12 protein-coding genes and 1 pseudogene are annotated in these 15845 nt (G+C 63.8%); 11 read left to right on the top strand and 2 right to left on the bottom strand.

The features are described 5' to 3' along the window. The 4 genes from ACTHNR_RS26260 to ACTHNR_RS26245 form a co-directional block, all read left to right on the top strand. Window positions 1–163 (top strand): zinc ribbon domain-containing protein (locus tag ACTHNR_RS26260; protein ID WP_440548460.1); only part of this gene is annotated, 163 nt, incomplete at its 5' end. 234 nt (window positions 164–397) lie between these two features. Beyond that, window positions 398–1057 (top strand): TetR/AcrR family transcriptional regulator, encoded by a 660-nt coding sequence (locus ACTHNR_RS26255; RefSeq protein ID WP_440551700.1) that lies wholly within the window; start codon window positions 398–400, stop codon window positions 1055–1057. Window positions 1058–1113: 56 nt separating this feature from the next. Next, on the top strand, window positions 1114–1599 hold the full coding sequence (locus ACTHNR_RS26250) for a nuclear transport factor 2 family protein (protein WP_440551698.1): 486 nt from the start codon (window positions 1114–1116) through the stop codon (window positions 1597–1599). Between the two features lie 284 nt (window positions 1600–1883). Further along, complete coding sequence (locus ACTHNR_RS26245) at window positions 1884–2336, top strand: hypothetical protein (RefSeq protein WP_440551704.1); 453 nt, start codon at window positions 1884–1886, stop codon at window positions 2334–2336. 139 nt (window positions 2337–2475) lie between these two features. Here the strand turns inward: ACTHNR_RS26245 and ACTHNR_RS26240 are convergent, their stop codons facing one another. Beyond that, complete coding sequence (locus tag ACTHNR_RS26240; protein WP_440551695.1) at window positions 2476–3429, bottom strand: helix-turn-helix domain-containing protein; 954 nt, start codon at window positions 3427–3429, stop codon at window positions 2476–2478. 247 nt (window positions 3430–3676) lie between these two features. On the opposite strand from ACTHNR_RS26240, the gene ACTHNR_RS26235 reads away from it, so the two are divergent. The 7 genes from ACTHNR_RS26235 to ACTHNR_RS26205 all read left to right on the top strand — a co-directional run bounded on the left by ACTHNR_RS26235 (window position 3677) and on the right by ACTHNR_RS26205 (window position 15708). Further along, window positions 3677–4522 carry an autoinducer binding domain-containing protein gene (locus tag ACTHNR_RS26235; RefSeq protein WP_440551694.1) on the top strand — a complete coding sequence of 282 codons (846 nt, stop codon included), beginning with the start codon at window positions 3677–3679 and terminating at the stop codon, window positions 4520–4522. A 61-nt stretch (window positions 4523–4583) separates the two neighbouring features. Further along, window positions 4584–5507: an autoinducer binding domain-containing protein gene (locus tag ACTHNR_RS26230; RefSeq protein WP_440551692.1), complete on the top strand. Its 924-nt coding sequence runs from the start codon at window positions 4584–4586 to the stop codon at window positions 5505–5507. Window positions 5508–5765: 258 nt separating this feature from the next. After that, window positions 5766–8069 carry a ferritin-like domain-containing protein gene (locus ACTHNR_RS26225; RefSeq protein ID WP_440551690.1) on the top strand — a complete coding sequence of 768 codons (2304 nt, stop codon included), beginning with the start codon at window positions 5766–5768 and terminating at the stop codon, window positions 8067–8069. 5 nt (window positions 8070–8074) lie between these two features. Next, window positions 8075–9028 (top strand): MNIO family bufferin maturase, encoded by a 954-nt coding sequence (bufB, locus tag ACTHNR_RS26220; RefSeq protein ID WP_440551702.1) that lies wholly within the window; start codon window positions 8075–8077, stop codon window positions 9026–9028. Continuing rightward, window positions 9025–9864 carry an HvfC/BufC family peptide modification chaperone gene (locus ACTHNR_RS26215; RefSeq protein WP_440551688.1) on the top strand — a complete coding sequence of 280 codons (840 nt, stop codon included), beginning with the start codon at window positions 9025–9027 and terminating at the stop codon, window positions 9862–9864. Before bufB ends, ACTHNR_RS26215 begins: the two co-directional genes overlap by 4 nt. A gap of 388 nt (window positions 9865–10252) precedes the next feature. Beyond that, window positions 10253–14734, top strand: a complete 4482-nt coding sequence (locus tag ACTHNR_RS26210) for a response regulator (protein WP_440551686.1) — start codon at window positions 10253–10255, stop codon at window positions 14732–14734. 728 nt (window positions 14735–15462) lie between these two features. Further along, window positions 15463–15708, top strand: coding sequence for an H-NS family nucleoid-associated regulatory protein (locus tag ACTHNR_RS26205; protein ID WP_440544898.1), 246 nt, complete (start codon window positions 15463–15465; stop codon window positions 15706–15708). Between the two features lie 13 nt (window positions 15709–15721). Here ACTHNR_RS26205 and ACTHNR_RS26200 read toward each other — a convergent pair. Further along, window positions 15722–15845, bottom strand: a pseudogene (locus tag ACTHNR_RS26200) (5,6-dimethylbenzimidazole synthase); the annotation flags it as partial.

Here is a 15845-nt window from a genome sequence, read left to right as displayed (position 1 = left end):
TGCGTGCCATGCGCGCAGCGGCCCTAGCGGGCTGAAAGGCTTGCGAATAAGAGCTTGGCGGTGCGGTGGTTGCGGTTGTGTACATGATCGCGACATCAATGCTGCGCTGAACATTCTCCGATGCGGACGTGCATCGCCAGTCGTGGGAATCACCCGCCTTTAGGCGGGCGAGGACGTCAACCTTGTCGCTCCGCTCGGCCGCCGCTGCTCGATACGGCGGTCTTGTCTTTCGGACCCGTAGTGTATCCCCGTAAAGCCTCACCTTCGTCGTCCCGTGAATGCTCACCGATGGCTCGGCTCGTCGAGGGCGAGACGAAAGCGATTGACGAGACTGCTCAATAACACAGCTCAAAAACACCGGTTGACAAAGGAGAACGATCGTTCTACCTTTACCACCATGGACACACAAACCGACAAGCGCCGCCCGATCGAAGGCGGCATCGAGACAGGCGCGGACGCGAAGGCGGCTGGGCCGCGCGAACGATTGCTCGATGCCGCCGAGGCGCTCATCTACTCGGGCGGCATCCATGCGACGGGCGTCGACGCGATCGTTCGGGCCGCGCAAGCCACGCGCAAGAGTTTCTATTCGTACTTCGATTCGAAGGATGCGCTCGTGGCGGCCGCGCTGGCGCGTCGGCATGAACGCTGGATGAATTGGTTCGAGCAAGGGACGCTGCGCAAAGGGAAAACGCCTCGCACGCAGTTGCTCGGCATGTTCGATGTGCTGCGCGAGTGGTTTGCTTCGCCAGGGTTTCATGGCTGTGCATTTCTCAACGCGTCCGGGGAGATCGCGTCCCCCGACGATCCGATACGCGTCGTCGCGCGCGAGCACAAGGCGGCGCTGCTGCGCTTCATCGGTGAACGCTTCGACGCGTTCGCCGCCGAGACCCACGGCATCGGCGCGCGACATGCGGCGGCGCTTGCCCGTCAATGGCTCGTGCTCGTCGACGGCGCGATCGGCGTCGCACTCGTTAGCGGTTCGGCCGACGCCGCGCGCGATGCCAAGGCCGCGGCGGAGCGATTGCTCGATCACGCGGCGGCATCGCCGCAACCCTAAGCCTCTTCCAATGCGAAGCGTGAAACGTTGTCGAACCAACCGAAAGGAGAAACCGTATGTCAGATAGTAGTCCTAACGAAACACGCCCGCCGCTGCCGCCCTTCACGCTCGAGACGGCCAAGCAGAAAGTGCGTGCAGCCGAGGACGGCTGGAATTCGCGTGATCCCGAGCGCGTCGCGCTGGCGTATACGCCGCAAAGCGTTTGGCGCAACCGTGCCGAATTCGTGACGGGACGCGCGCAGATCGTGACATTTTTGCAGCGCAAGTGGGCGAAGGAACTCGACTACCGGCTCATCAAGGAACTCTGGGCGCACGACGGCAATCGCATCGCGGTGCGCTTCGCGTACGAGTGGCACGACGACTCGGGCAATTGGTTCCGCTCGTACGGCAATGAGAACTGGGAGTTCGACGAGCATGGGTTGATGGCCCGGCGCTTCGCTTGCATCAACGATCTGCCGATACGCGAGAGCGATCGCCTCTATCGATGGCCGCTCGGCCGGCGGCCCGACGATCATCCGAGCCTGTCCGACTTGGGCCTTTGATCGGCGCTTGGCCGGGGCGATCGACCGTGCTTCGCAAGCGTCCACCGCTCCTACGCTCCGGCTCGCCGGTGTGAAGTCGTGCCTCTATTCATCACGTTCGCACTCGGCTGTAGTAGAGTGCCCGACGAACGGCGCAAAGCCGAGCGAACGACGAAATGGACAACGACGAGCGCTGGCGCAAGCCGGCAAACGGAGCGGGCATGCGTTTGAGGATGGCGGCGGTACGCAGGGGCGGCCTGCGTGCGATGAAGGCGGCGTCGGCCGCGTTCGGTGCGATTGTTTTGATGTTGAGTTCGACGCAAGCGCGAGCGGCGGATTGGTGTGGAGGCGGCCTATGGGTCGACGCGATGCTGGCCTCGCATCACATCCATCCGAAGCAATCGTTCGAAGACTTCAATCCGGGGCTCGGCGTCGAATGCTGGCTCAACGGGCAATGGGCGTTGACGGCGGGTGGGTTCCGCAATTCGCTCTCGCATCCGTCTTGGTATGGCGGCGGCGTTTGGGCGCCCGAGTTCGCCCATTGGGGCTTCGTGCGCCTGGCCGTCATGGGCGGGCTGATTTCGGGGTACAACTACGGCAGCTATGGTTTCGGACACGATCATTCGATCGGGCCCGTGGCCGCGCCGATCGTCATGGTCACCTACAAGCGCGTGGGGATGAACTTCATCCTCGTGCCGCCCATCCCCTCCGATAACCTGCCGTTCACGATCGGATTTCAGTTGAAAGTGGGGTTCTGAAAGACAGTCGCAGCGCATTCGGGTCCAAGCGGTTCGATGGACCGGCCCATACGGCTCACCTCGGCGTCGGTCCCGTAAACCCTCACCTTTGACCGTCCGTCACTTGAAACGTGGCCGATCGCTGCGCGGCGTACCGTCGTCATGACCCCGCTTCGGCATATGCGCCGCCCGCAACGGTGACGACACGCCGCTTGGGCGAGCGCGTTCGCCTGAACTGGCTCGGTGTTGCGGATGCGCGCGCGGTGAATGCGCGGCTAAAGTGGCTCTGATCGGCGTACCCGCACCGGATCGCGATGTCGGCGAGAGACAGCGTGGTGTTGACGAGCAGATCCTTCGCGCGCTCCACGCGTTTCTCGGCCAGCCATTGATGCGGAGCGCGCCCCGTCGAGCGCTTGAATGCGCGCGAAAAATGACTGCGCGAAAGCCCGCAATACTGGGCGAGTTCCAGCAACGAGACCTGCCCATTTAAGCGTTCGATCAGATAATCGGTTGCCCGCCGCATCTGCCACGGAGATAGCGCACCGGCCAATCGCGTGGCGCGTGCCTGCATCTTTCCGTAAACGGTGGCCAGATGCAGATTCATCGCGTAGGAGACATGTTCCACGAACAACTGGCTGGCGCGCTCCGGGTGCTCGAGCGCCGGCAGCAAACTCGTGCCCAAGGCATGCACGACTGGATCGGGCGTGTTCTCGTGAGGCGGGCAGAAAAGGTCCTGGATCGGCTTCGTGCCCGCTTCCCAGGCGATTTCGTCGAGCGCTCCGCGCGCCACATGGATATGCAGGCAATCGAATCGCTCGTGCATGTGCGCGCGCCATAACTGGTCGAGATTGTAGATGACGATCTCGCCCGCCTTGTGCTCCGCCACCGGTCGCGGTTTGCCGTCGCACCACATTTTCCAGCTGGCCATCGGCTCCAGCATCAGATAGACGGCGAACGCGTCTTCCAACGGATAGTCCGGCGTGAGGCCGTGGTTCGGGACCGTACATCGCTCCCTATTAAGGAACATCGTCGACTTCTGCAGCGTCGTGACGAAGAGCGTCGGCGTATCCGTGAGGCCGATGTAGGACGTATGCGATCGTTCGCGAGAATCCATGTCGTCGATGAAGCGAGTGGGTGAAGGTTGCGCCTTCCCGGATCGGCGCATAGAAGCGAAAATTTCAGCAAACGGAGACAAAAACGGCACTGACGTTCAAGCCATCCGACATTGTTTTCCGGATCATAAACGCAACGCTACTACGTGAACATGCCCGGAGCCCCTTCGCCATGAATCGCGTGCCTGTCTCCTCGTTCGCTGCCCATCCGCCTTTCGACGATGCGTCTTGCCCCAAGGTCGATGTCGCATGAGCCTCTCCGCTAATGCGCATCGCGTCAACCTGATGGTGTTCGGCGAGCGCGAACTGGACGATCCCGCCTTAGCCGAAGAGCGCCCGTCGCACAATGCAGGCCGCTGCGCGGTCAATCCTTTGTCGGATATCGAGCGTTGCGTCGACGGCGCGGCGCGTCGTCGCTCTATCCTCGCCACGATCCACAAGGCGGGGTTTCAATGGCTGTGCTACTCGCGCATTCAATGCATCGGTGAGCAAATACGGGAGGCGGCATGGTTCGACGGCTATTCGCCGCCGGGGTGGCTCGAGTGTTTCCGCAGCGGCGGATTCTTCGACGTCGATCCCCGCATCGGTCTCGCCCGCATTCGGGATTGGCCGTTCGCGTGGGACCGCGATTGTCTGTTCGCCGATCGGCAAGCTCGATCGAGCCATCCCAGCGCTCGGCGCTTCATCGAGAGCATGCGGAAGGTCGGGATGGGCAGCGGCGTGACGATCGGGCTGCCGGCCGGTCAGGTATCCGAGCGGGCGATCGTGACGCTATCGAGCCCAAGAGCGGACCGACGAGCGATGACCGATGCGACGATGGGCGAAGCTTATGCCATCGCCCTTGCCATGCACGCGTTCATCGCGCCTCGCTTGCAACGACGCATGGCGCATCCGGCGACCGATGCATTGAGCGACATGCAGCTTGCCGTGCTGCGCTTCGTCGCGCGCGGGTTCGGCAATCGGGAAATCGCGGTGCGTCTGGGGGCGTCGATTCATGTCGTGGCGCACCACCTGCGGCAACTGGAACACAAGTACGCCGCCCGCAATCGCGTACAGCTCGCGTACTTCGCGGGCCGGATATTGAACGAGTCGTAGGCCGACGTTCTCGCCGCGCGGGCGCCGTGGCGTCACGGCTGGCGAGCGGCAGGGAGAATGCATGTCGTACGAAGAACCCGATGCGCAATGCCTCCTGGCATTCAAGGAAAACGAGGCCGACGCAGATGCCGAGGGTCGGGTGTGCGCGCCGTCGTCGAACGCGCACCGCGCCGCGCTGCCGATTCGCTACGTCGACGAAGCGGATGTAGAGTCGATGATTCGTTGCGACGAACTCGGTGCACAGACGTTCATGGCCGCGGAACTCGGTGCGGCGCACCGTCCCGAGGAGCGTGCGCGTTTGGTTCGCAGCGCGCTGCGCATACTGGGGTTTCTAAGCTTTGCTTACGTCACGGTGAGCGTCGACCCGAAGGGTCGAGCCGATGGCGCGTACATGCTGCGCAATGGCCTCTCGACGTTCCCGGTCGACCGCATGCTGCACACCGGGTTTTTTGAACGCAGCACGCCGTTTCATGCAACGCTGAAGGGCCAAGCGCCGCAGCTATGGGACCTCAAAACGTTGATGAACGCCTACGATTGGCCGCGCGAGTTCGTCGAGCAGGATCGCCGGCTCATCGATGAAATGCGCGAGCAAGGCCTTTGCAGCGGCCTGGCGTTCGGTTTGCCGATCGCGGACACGGCGATGCGTTCGATCGTCGTCCTGGCGTCGCCGCGCGAAGTGGCCGCCGAGTGGTTCACCGAGGGCATCCTCGTGCGGTCGCTGTCGTTGGGCTTGTCGGTCCATCAGCGCTGCGCCGCCTATCTGCGCGCGGCGCAGCGTCGCGCGTCGCTGGGCTCGCTTTCGCCTGTGCATCGGCAGATCCTGTCTTTACTGGTGCAAGGACTGTCGGATAAGGAAATCGCGCTGCGGCTCAATATGACCGCGCATAACGTCGACTACCATTTACGGCAACTCAAGGAACGCTATGGGGCGATCAATCGCAGCCATCTCGCGTTCATCGCCGGTCGCTGCAATCGCCTCCCGTAATTCCTCACCTTCGACCGCTAATCCTTCACCGCCGATACTCCGACGACGAGCGCTTGACACGCTTATTGGCCTAACCTATGTTTCGTCAGACGTAGAACCTCAAGTAGCAAAAGAAATCAGGTCTACGTTTGCCGTCGATCGTTTTTTATTCGCGTCACATAACAGTCAAGCGACGGCCACACTGTCGTCACTTTCACCAGCGACCAACGCCGGCGGCCGAGGGCATGACACGCTCGCCGAAAACCTAGGGGACCAAAAGTGGAGAATATCGCATTGGGGCGCATGATCGCCGTCAGCAATCGCGATCCCGCGCACAAGGAGACCGATGCCGCGGCGTTGCGCGCCATCGCGCAAGCGGCGCTCGAAGTCGAACTCTTTACGATTCCGCTTTACATGTCGAGCCTGTATTCGATTCACGGCATGCATGCGATTACGGGGCAGAATCTCGATTACTACAAGGGGCGGCTTTGGCCGGGCGCCCACCCGGTGCGCGAGCCGAAGACGAACGAAGAGAAAGCTTTCAACATTCTTTTCTCGGTTTTCATCGATGAAATGCTGCATTTGCAGCTGGCGTCGAACATGGCTACCGCGGTCAGCAATAACGCGAGCCCTCCTAAATACAGCACGTGTTCGCTCGTCGACAGCAAGACATATGCATGGAATTGCTACGGTCCCGAGAAAACCGCGATTCCGAACATCATCGATTTGACGCATACGCACAGCTATCGGCAGCGCAAGGAAGAAGGTCTGCCGGCCGCCGTCAACGTCGGCGCGCTGAACGAAGAGCGGCTGTGGCTGTTTTGCGCGATCGAGCGCGACGACGCCGCCGCGCGCAAAGACGTGCTGCCGCCGTATCGCGACCGCTATTTTCCAGCCGCGCCGTTCGACGACATCTGGAAGCCGGACGGCACGCGCGGTGCGTGGCAGCCGGGCGAGGCGTTGCCCGCATTCGGGTCGATCGGGTGGATGTACCAGTGCTATGCGAACTACGTGAACGTGGAGTATTCGGACGGCACCAAGCTCTGGGATGAAGTCTTCAATCCGAAGGGACAGCAGAACGACCTGTTCAACAATTTCTCCGGGCCGGGCCACCCCATGCGCGAGTTCATGGGCTTCGAAACGACCATCGCGCTCACGTATAAAGACATCGCGAAGGAGCAGATGCTCAAGATGATGGATGCCATCACCGATCAAGGCGAAGGCAGCATCTTGAAGGAGAGAACGAGCGTCAAGGTGCAATCGGCCTTGGGCGCGCTGGGCGCGGTCCGCAACGGGGCCGAAGGCATGAACGCCGACCGGCTGCGCGAGACGCTGAGCGCACTACCGATCGAAGAGCGGATGGCCGATGAAATTCAACGCGCCGCCGCCGAGCTGGGCGTCGCATCGCCAGGTCTGCTCGGCGCCGCGCCGCAGGGCGCAGGCAACGTCGCGCAGCGGCTCGAAGGGCGTGTGCTGGATCTGAATCTGCAAGCGGTGCAGAAGCAGTATCGTCCGTCGCCCGTGGCGCTCGAATCCGACTATCCGAGCTACAACGACGCGGGCCAGCTCCAGCCGTCCGCCGACGCCGCCGCGCGCACGGATCACGACGCGCAGGATCACTTCGCGCGCTTCAACAAGGATATTCGCGAACTCATGGCGCAAGGCCCCGCCGACACGGGCGTGAAGACATGGGTGGATTGGTGGGCCGAACGCGAGAAGGCGCACCAGGGCTGGGTCGCGGCCGACCTGCATAAAGTAGGCTACGAGCCGCCGCCCGCCGATCCGATTCCGTCGTGCGAAGCGGTCGCCGATGCGCTCAACACGCTGAGAGCATCGCCGCAGGAGTACTACGCGACGTTGAGCCAAGCGTCGGTCGGCGCCATCGCCGGCATCTTGACGGTGCTCGACAAATTCTGGAGCGCCGACGATCAGGCGGCCAAACCCGTGCTGTTCCCGTTCCCGTCGATGGTGGGCTCGGGCGATCGCATGGCCATTTGCTGGGCGGTATTCGGCAAGGCGCCCGATCTGTCGATTGGGCTGGATCCGCTCAACAAGGCGACGCTCTACCACGCCTGCCAAGGCTTGGATCTGAACGTCCAAAACGGCGAGCCCAATTCATGCGCGCAGATCGGCGTGTTCCATAGCTGCAAGGGCTCGAATCAATGCAACGCGCAAGGCGGATGCGGGTTCGTGCAGTCGTCCTCGGGCGGCGGCAATTGCAGCACGAACTCGGCGCTGCTCACGCGCACGTTCGCGAGCGGATGCAACCCGATGCCGGTCTACAGCGCGCCGGGCGACAACCGCTGTCAGAGTTTCGGCGGCTGTGCGGTGCCGATCTCGGCTTCGCAGCGGTTCCCTCGCGCCGGGACGATGGAGCTGTTCGACTACAAGCAATACGGCGGCATGGGCGGCAAGTATTGGAAGGCCGAACCGCTGAACGAGTCGATCACGTTCCAAAAGGGCGATCGCGTCGACGCCATCGCCTACGAGGCCTACAAGAAGGTCATGGAAGCGAGGAAGCTGCCGGTGCCCCCGGAACCCGAGCCGACGCCGCTGCGCATCGCACTGCCGCCTTCGACGTGAGTTCGATGGCTGGCGTGGTCCATGCGGCCGAGGCGACGCGCGCTTGCGCACATCGCCTCGGCTTGCCCAACCTTGGCGACGGCGTCGGCCTTCGTCACGTCCATTTTCCGCATTTGATGACGACGGCGCCCGCCGTGTGGGGCGTCGATTGGTTCGAGATCATCAGCGAGAACTTCATCGATCACGAGGGCTATGCGGCGCATGTGCTCGAACGCGTGGCGGCGCATCGGCCCGTGGTCATGCATGGCGTATCGCTGTCCATCGGCAACGTGGCGCCGCTCGATCGCGTTTATCTGCGCAAGCTGCGCACGCTGGCCGAACGCATTCGCCCGGCATGGGTTTCCGATCACCTGTGCTGGACCGGCGTCAACGGTCGAAACACGCACGATCTTTTGCCGATGCCGCTGACGCGCGAGTCGCTCGCCCACGTGGCCGATCGCGTTCGCGCGGTGCAGGACTATCTCGGCCGTCCTCTCATTCTCGAAAACCCCAGCAGCTATCTGACGTTTCATGCGTCTCAGATGACCGAGTGTGCGTTTCTCGCCGCGCTCGCCGAGGCCACGGGCTGCGGTTTGCTGCTCGACGTCAACAACGTCTACGTCAGCGCCACGAATCACGGTTTCGATCCGGTGGCCTACATCAACGAGTTGCCGGCGGCCCATATCGTTCAAATCCATCTCGCGGGCCCGAGCGATTGCGGCACGCATCTGCTCGACACGCACGACCAGCCCGTGCCCGCCGCGGTGTGGCCGCTCTATGCGCTGGCCCAGGCACGCACGGGAGGCGTCGCGACGCTGCTCGAATGGGACGCGCGCATCCCGTCGTTTCCGGAACTGCTCGATGAACTCGCCAAAGCCAAGCTCGCCCGCGACGGGTCGTTGCCGGAGGCCGGGGCCGTGCGTCCCGCCGCCGAGGGTGCGCTGTCGACGCCCGTCGATTTTCAGCTGAGCCGCGCGTGAAAGACCTTTCCACGCTTCAAACCTGGATGCAAGCCGTCGTGGGCGGCGACGCCTGGTCGCTCGACGAAGCCATCGCGGCGGCGGCCGGTCACGGTGTCGATTGCGAGACGGCAATCGTCGGATCCGACCGGCTGTCTGCCAAGCAGCGACTCGAGATTTACCTAGTGAGCTACCGAGCTCGGCTGATCGAATGTTTGCGGGCCGAATTTCCGGTGCTGCGCCGCTTCGTCGGGGACCAAGTTTTCGATCTCTTCGCCGGCGCCTATTTGGGTGCGCATCCGCCTTCCTCCTACACCTTGTTCGATCTCGGCGCGGGCTTCGCGGACTTTCTCGAAGCCACGCGTCCGCAGCCCCATGACGGGCGCGGCACGCTCGACGCGCTGCCGGCAAGCCTCGCGCGGCTGGAACGTGCGCTGGCCGAATCGGAACGCGCGCCGGGCGTGGAGGCGCGCGCCGATGCCCTCGTCCTGCCGTTGTTCGACATCGTCTACTTGCATGCGCTGCGCTTGAAGACGCCGGCCTCGCTCAAGCTGTTGCAGCTCGATTTCGATTTTGCGGGGCTGATGGCCGACGTGGCCGCGGATCGCCCGCATGGCATGCCCCTCGCCGCCGACACATTGTTTGCCGTGGCGCGCAGCCGGTACCGCGTGCGCGCGCACAAGCTCGACGCCTGGGCGTTCGCGTTTTTGCGCCGGCTCGGCGAGCACGGCAACAGCGTGCACGAAGCGATAGCCGATGCCGCGAGCGAACTGGGCGCGGCGCCGGACGCGCTCGGTGCGCACGTGCTTGCATGGCTGCCGTTCGCGTTCGACGCCGGATTCGTCGAACCAATCTAAACGCCAAGGCCTGCGTCTCCCCCCGACGCGCCCCCGGAATGCGATAGGTGAGCGTTTTCGGGAGATCCGGTACGCGGCGTTGTCCGATACACCGAAACCCTTGCTGCGCTTGGCCCTAGCCTCGTCGGAAAAGGCGCGCCACGGGTGTAAAGGTGAGTGTTTTCGGGACGTCTTCACAGTGAGGATTTTCGGGAGCCGACGCAGTAGCGACGTGTTATCCCGTCGCGGCCCGGGGCAGGCACGCGGCATGCTGCAGCGTACGGTTGGGCATTTTTTTCCGCGCGCGGCCTTCCCACACCTGTTACGACTCGATACGTGTTGCAGCCGCATGCGTATTGGTTTTTGGGCGCCCTAAGCATAACCTTGCTGTGAATCGGAATAGACATCCATGAGCGACGCATCCGGCATGTTGCCCAACGAAGATCGAAGCCACTTTCTGTCCGGCGCCGGCGAAATGGGGCGGCTGATCCGCGCCTACGATTGGCGCGGAACGCCGCTCGGCGACCCTGACGGGTGGCCGCAGAACCTGAAGCTCGCGCTGGGCATCATTCTCCGGTCGCGCCAGCCGATGTGGATCGGCTGGGGCCCGTCGCTCGTTTATTTCTACAACGACGCGTATCGGTCGATCATCGGCGGCAAGCACCCGTGGGCGCTCGGGCGGCCGATCGAAGAGGTATGGCGCGAGCTGTGGCAGGACATCGGCGAGATGCTGGAGCTTGCGATGAGCGGGCGCGAAGCCACGTATGTCGAAGCGCGGCCGCTGATCATGGAGCGCAACGGCTATCCCGAAGAAACGTATTACACGTTCTCCTACAGTCCCATCCCGAACGAGGACGGCAGCGTCGGCGGGATCATCTGCGCCAACACCGACGATACGCAGCGCGTGATCGGCGAGCGGCAGCTCGCATTGCTGCGCGATCTCGCTGCCGGCGCCGCGGAGGCGCGCAATTGGCAAGAGGCCTGCGAAGCCATCGTTCGCTCGTTCGGCGCCGATGCCGCCGATCTTCCGTTTGCCATGCTGTATCTGGCCGAGCCCGGCGAGCGCACCGTGAAACTCATCGGTGCGTTCGGCATCGACGCTGGGCACGAGGCAGCCCCGATGTCCATCGCGCCGGAGGACTCGACGCTCTGGCCGGTGCACGAAGCGTTGCATACGCATCGCCCTGTGCTCGTGTCCGATCTCGGCGCACGGATTGCATCGGCGCTGCCGCGAGGTCCGTGGCACGAGTCTCCGTTACAGGGCGTGGTGATGCCGATCGCGCCGTCGGGCGACGCCGGAGGGGCGGGCGCGCTGGTCGTCGGGCTCAATCCGTTTCGCTTGTTCGACAAGCACTACCGCAGCTTCCTAGACCTCGTGTGCGGGCAAATCAGCGCAGCCCTGGCGCATGCGCAGGCATACGAGGAAGAGCGCCGGCGCGCCGAGGCATTGGCCGAGATCGATCTGGTCAAGACCGCGTTCTTCTCCAATGTCAGTCACGAGTTCCGTACGCCGCTCACGTTGATGCTCGGGCCGCTCGAAGATGCGCTTGGCGACACGACCGGCGACGCGCTTGCGCCCCCCCAACGGCAGCGGCTCGTGACCGCGCACCGCAACGGCCTGCGCTTGCTCAAGCTCGTGAACTCGCTGCTCGATTTCTCGCGTATCGAGGCGGGGCGTATCGTCGCGACGTTCGAGCCGACCGACCTCGCCAAGTTCACGGCCGAGCTCGCATCGAACTTCGAATCGGCCACCGAGCGCGCGCGCCTTGCGCTGTCGATCGAGTGCACGCCGCTGCCGCAACCGGTCTACGTCGATCGCGACATGTGGGAGCAAGTCGTTCTCAATCTTCTGTCGAATGCCTTCAAGTTCACGTTTGAAGGCGAAATCAGCGTCGCCACGCGGGTATCGTCGGACGGCACGGCTGCCGAGATCGTCGTGCGCGATTCGGGCGTTGGCATTCCTTCGGGCGAGTTGCCGCGCTTGTTCGAGCGTTTTCATCGGGTGCAGGGGCAGCGCAGCCGTTCGTTCGAAGGGTCCGGCATTGGACTCGCGCTCGTACAGGAATTGGTCAAACTGCATGGCGGCGCCATCGATGTAGAGAGCCGTGTTGGCCACGGGACGACGTTCGTCGTGAGCCTGCCGTTCGGCTATGCGCATCTACCGCCCGAGCACGTCGGCGCGCATCGTGAGACGCCGGTTGCGACGGCGCGCGCCGATGCGTACGTCGAGGAGGCGCTCCGGTGGCTTCCGCACGGCGACCATCGGGAGCCGGACGCCGAGCCCGATGATGCGCCGGTGCGCGGCGAGAACGACGAAGGCGACGCGCGGCTCGATCGCGTCGACGACATGCCCGAGTGGTCGTTCGGCCGCGGCACGCTGGGCGCGCGCGTGCTCGTGGCGGACGACAATGCCGACATGCGCGACTATATCGGCCGGTTGCTGAGCCGGCGGTGGACGGTGGAAACGGCCCCCGACGGCCGCGCGGCCTTGTCGGCGATTCGCGCGCACATGCCCGACCTCCTGCTGACCGACGTGATGATGCCCGGTCTCGACGGATTCGGGCTGTTGCGCGAGATTCGCGGCGATCCGCAGTTGCGGCACTTGCCCGTCGTCATGCTGTCGGCGCGCGCGGGCGAGGAGGCGCGCGTCGAGGGGCTCGAATCGGGCGCGGACGATTACTTGACGAAACCGTTCTCCGCGCGCGAACTCATGGCGCGCGTCAATGCGAACCTCGAAATGGCGCGCCTAAGGCGCGACGCCACGCGCGATCTGCTCGAAAGCGAGGCGCGGTTTCGCAACATGGCCAACCATGCGCCCGTGATGATGTGGGTGAGCGACCCCACCGGCTCGCTGACCTATCTGAACCGCCTCTGGTGCGAATTTACGGGACAGTCGCTCGAACAAGCGTTGGGCGCGGGCGCATGGGATGCCTTGCATGCAGAGGATCGCAAGCAGTACGAAGATTCGTTCCTCGCGGCGAGTGCGAACGGCGAGCCGTTCCGCGCCGAATGCCGCGTACGCCGCTCGGACGGGGTGTATCGTTGGGCGCTCAGCGCGGCCGCGCCGCGCTTCAGCGATGACGGCATGTTCCTCGGCTATATCGGTTCGGTCATCGACATCACGCATCGTAAGGAGTCCGAACGAATCCTGCAGGAAGCGAACGTCGTGCTGGAGCGGCGCGTGGCCGCCGCGATCGCCGAGCGCGCCCATACCGAGGCGCAGCTGCGGCAAGCGCAGAAGATGGAGGCGATCGGCAAGCTCACGGGCGGCGTCGCGCACGATTTCAACAACGTGCTGCAGGTGATCGCCGGCAATCTCCAATTGCTCGGCCGCGACGTGGCCGGCAATCTGCGCGCCGAGCAGCGTTTGCAAACGGCGATCGCCGCGACGTCGCGCGGTTCGCGTCTCGCCTCGCAACTGCTGGCGTTCGGGCGCCGGCAGCCGCTTTCCCCGAAAACCGTCAACCTCGGACGCCTGGTGCGCGGCATCGACGATATGCTGCGTCGCTCGCTGGGCGAGGGCGTCGAAATCGAGACGATCATCTCCGGCGGACTCTGGAATACGTTCGTCGATACCGTGCAGGTTGAAAACGCATTGCTCAACCTCGCGATCAACGCGCGCGATGCGATGCAAGGGCAAGGCAAGCTCACGATCGAAGCGGGCAACGCATATTTGGATGACAGCTACGTCGCGCGTCACGGCGATGTGACGGCGGGCCAATACGTGATGGTCGCCGTGACGGACACGGGATGCGGCATCCCGCCGGAACTGCTCGAGCGCGTGTTCGAACCGTTCTACACGACCAAACCCGAAGGGCAAGGCACGGGGCTCGGCCTGAGCATGGTCTACGGCTTCGTCAAGCAATCGGGCGGACACATCAAGATATACAGCGAGGTCCAGCACGGCACGACGGTGCGCATCTATCTGCCCCGCGCGCGTCAGCCCGAAGATGTGGAAACGGACGTCGAAACGGGGCCGATCACGGGCGGGACCGAAACGGTTCTCGTCGTGGAGGACGACGAAGACGTGCGAGGCACGGTCGTCGATTTGCTGTCGGAACTCGGCTATCGCGTGCTGCGCGCGAAGGACGCGCAAGGCGCGTTGGCGATCGTCGAAAGCGGTGTTCCGATCGATCTGCTCTTTACCGACGTCGTCATGCCCGGGCCGCTCACCAGCCCCGAACTCGCACGCAAGGCGCGCGAACGCTTGCCCAACGTCGCCGTGCTGTTTACGTCGGGCTATACGGACAACGCAATCGTGCACGGCGGCCGCCTCGACGAGGGCGTCGATTTACTGAGCAAGCCGTACAGCCGGGAAGCGATGGCGCGCAAGATTCGCAACGTGCTGCGCAATCAGCCGCGCGGCATGCCGCCGCCCGCCCAAACGCCGAGCTTGACCCGGCCGCCGGAGCCCGAAGCGCTGCCGGACCCGGCGCGGCTGGCCGCGCGCGTACTGCTCGTGGACGACGATGCGATGGTTCGCTTCACGACGGCGGACATGCTGAGCTATCTCGGCCACAACGTGACCGAAGCGGGGGATGCGACCGATGCGCTGAAGCTGCTCAGCGAGCGGGCGTTCGACGTCATCGTGACGGATATCTCGCTGCCCGACTTGTCCGGCGACGAGCTGGCGATGCGGGCGCTGGCGCTTCAGCCCGGGTTGCGCGTGATATTCGCGACGGGATACGACGCGCTACCGGACGATAGCGATCATCAAGCACTTGCAGGGGCGATGCTGCTGCGCAAGCCCTACAACAAGGAGCGGATCGAGGAAGCGATGAATGCGGCCATGGCGGCGCGCTTGGCGTCCGGCGCGACGCTCGCCGCGACCGAGGACAGAACGGTCTCGGCTGCCGCTTCGAACGACGGGCGGCGGATGCCCTCTGTCTGAATTCGTTTTGCGTCGCTCATATCGCGCTATTCCCGAGCGGTCGCGCCGCGTACCGCTCGCGCGCCCGCCATCGCGCGCGTCAAAGGTGAGGGAATTCGGGAGCAGTGATTTCGACGATCGGGTACCCGAGTTTTATCCCGAAAACTCTCACCTGTCGGAATGCCGCCGGGCTCCTTTGGTGAGTCTTTGCGGGAGGCGGATACGGCGCAGGCGTTTACCGGCGCCGTCGATCCACGCGATAAATCGCGTTACGTTGTAGGAGTTATCCCATTTCGCCGCGAATACGTTTATGAGAGAAATACCCGTATGTCAGGGGGCGCACTTTAATCGTGCAAGGGGCAATGCATACTGGGCACACGCGCAGTGTCGCATGGAGCGCGAGGCGCGCGATTCGAGATGCGGCGCGCCGAACGCCGGCGCTCGCGGCCGCCCTGGAAAAGTGTGACGAAACGATGTCGCCCCGAGCGGCGAAGCGAATGCCCGCGGGCGCGCAGTGCTAGGAACGGTCCGTGCATGCGACGGCAGACACTGGCTTTTTGCTGCTTTTGCTTTTTGTTGATTTTGTATCGATAATTCGAGTCGACACCGCCTGATGACGATCGTGCGCTGCCTTCCCGGCATGCGCCTGTGGACGGCTGCAACCTTTCGGCCGCGAGTCGAGTATGATTCGGCTCGGGTCAGCGGGGGCGATTTAGCCACCCCCGCATCAACCATAACCGGAATCATCGATGGAACAGCTTGAAGGCGAAGCTCGCGAACGGTTGATTCGCTGGCTGCGACGCCGCATGGAAGAGTACGGCATTACCGTGGAAGCCGTCGCCGAATCGATTGCCGCCGATAAGGAGGCGGAACGGCCCATCCTTTATCGTGACGCGATGGGCAATACGTGGGATGGCTATGGGGACCCGCCCGATTGGCTGCGCCGAGCCGTCGCGGCCGGCCAGCATATGGATTTCTACCGCTGCGAGAGCTGACGCGCGCGCGGCGTCATTCCTCGAGGGCCGTTTTGGCGGCGGCCTTTTCGCCAGGCCAGTGATTTTCGTAGAGGCATTCGCTGATGGGCATTCGCGCGGCCCATCGTTCGAGCTCCAGCATCGGCTTCGGATAAAAC

The sequence above is a fragment of the Trinickia sp. genome (genome assembly GCF_051954495.1).
Lineage (GTDB): Bacteria > Pseudomonadota > Gammaproteobacteria > Burkholderiales > Burkholderiaceae > Trinickia.
Note: the sequence above shows the minus strand (reverse complement) of the source record. Positions and strands in the feature narration are given on the sequence as shown.

Bases quoted from the DNA above. Each gene is read 5' to 3' on its own strand.
- ACTHNR_RS26230 (WP_440551692.1), top strand. From the start codon at position 4,584: ATGTCGTACGAAGAACCCGATGCGCAATGCCTCCTGGCATTCAAGGAA.
- ACTHNR_RS26210 (WP_440551686.1), top strand. From the start codon at position 10,253: ATGAGCGACGCATCCGGCATGTTGCCCAACGAAGATCGAAGCCACTTT.
- ACTHNR_RS26245 (WP_440551704.1), top strand. From the start codon at position 1,884: ATGTTGAGTTCGACGCAAGCGCGAGCGGCGGATTGGTGTGGAGGCGGC.
- bufB (WP_440551702.1), top strand. From the start codon at position 8,075: ATGGCTGGCGTGGTCCATGCGGCCGAGGCGACGCGCGCTTGCGCACAT.
- ACTHNR_RS26250 (WP_440551698.1), top strand. From the start codon at position 1,114: ATGTCAGATAGTAGTCCTAACGAAACACGCCCGCCGCTGCCGCCCTTC.
- ACTHNR_RS26255 (WP_440551700.1), top strand. From the start codon at position 398: ATGGACACACAAACCGACAAGCGCCGCCCGATCGAAGGCGGCATCGAG.
- ACTHNR_RS26235 (WP_440551694.1), top strand. From the start codon at position 3,677: ATGAGCCTCTCCGCTAATGCGCATCGCGTCAACCTGATGGTGTTCGGC.
- ACTHNR_RS26205 (WP_440544898.1), top strand. From the start codon at position 15,463: ATGGAACAGCTTGAAGGCGAAGCTCGCGAACGGTTGATTCGCTGGCTG.
- ACTHNR_RS26240 (WP_440551695.1), bottom strand. From the start codon at position 3,429: ATGGATTCTCGCGAACGATCGCATACGTCCTACATCGGCCTCACGGAT.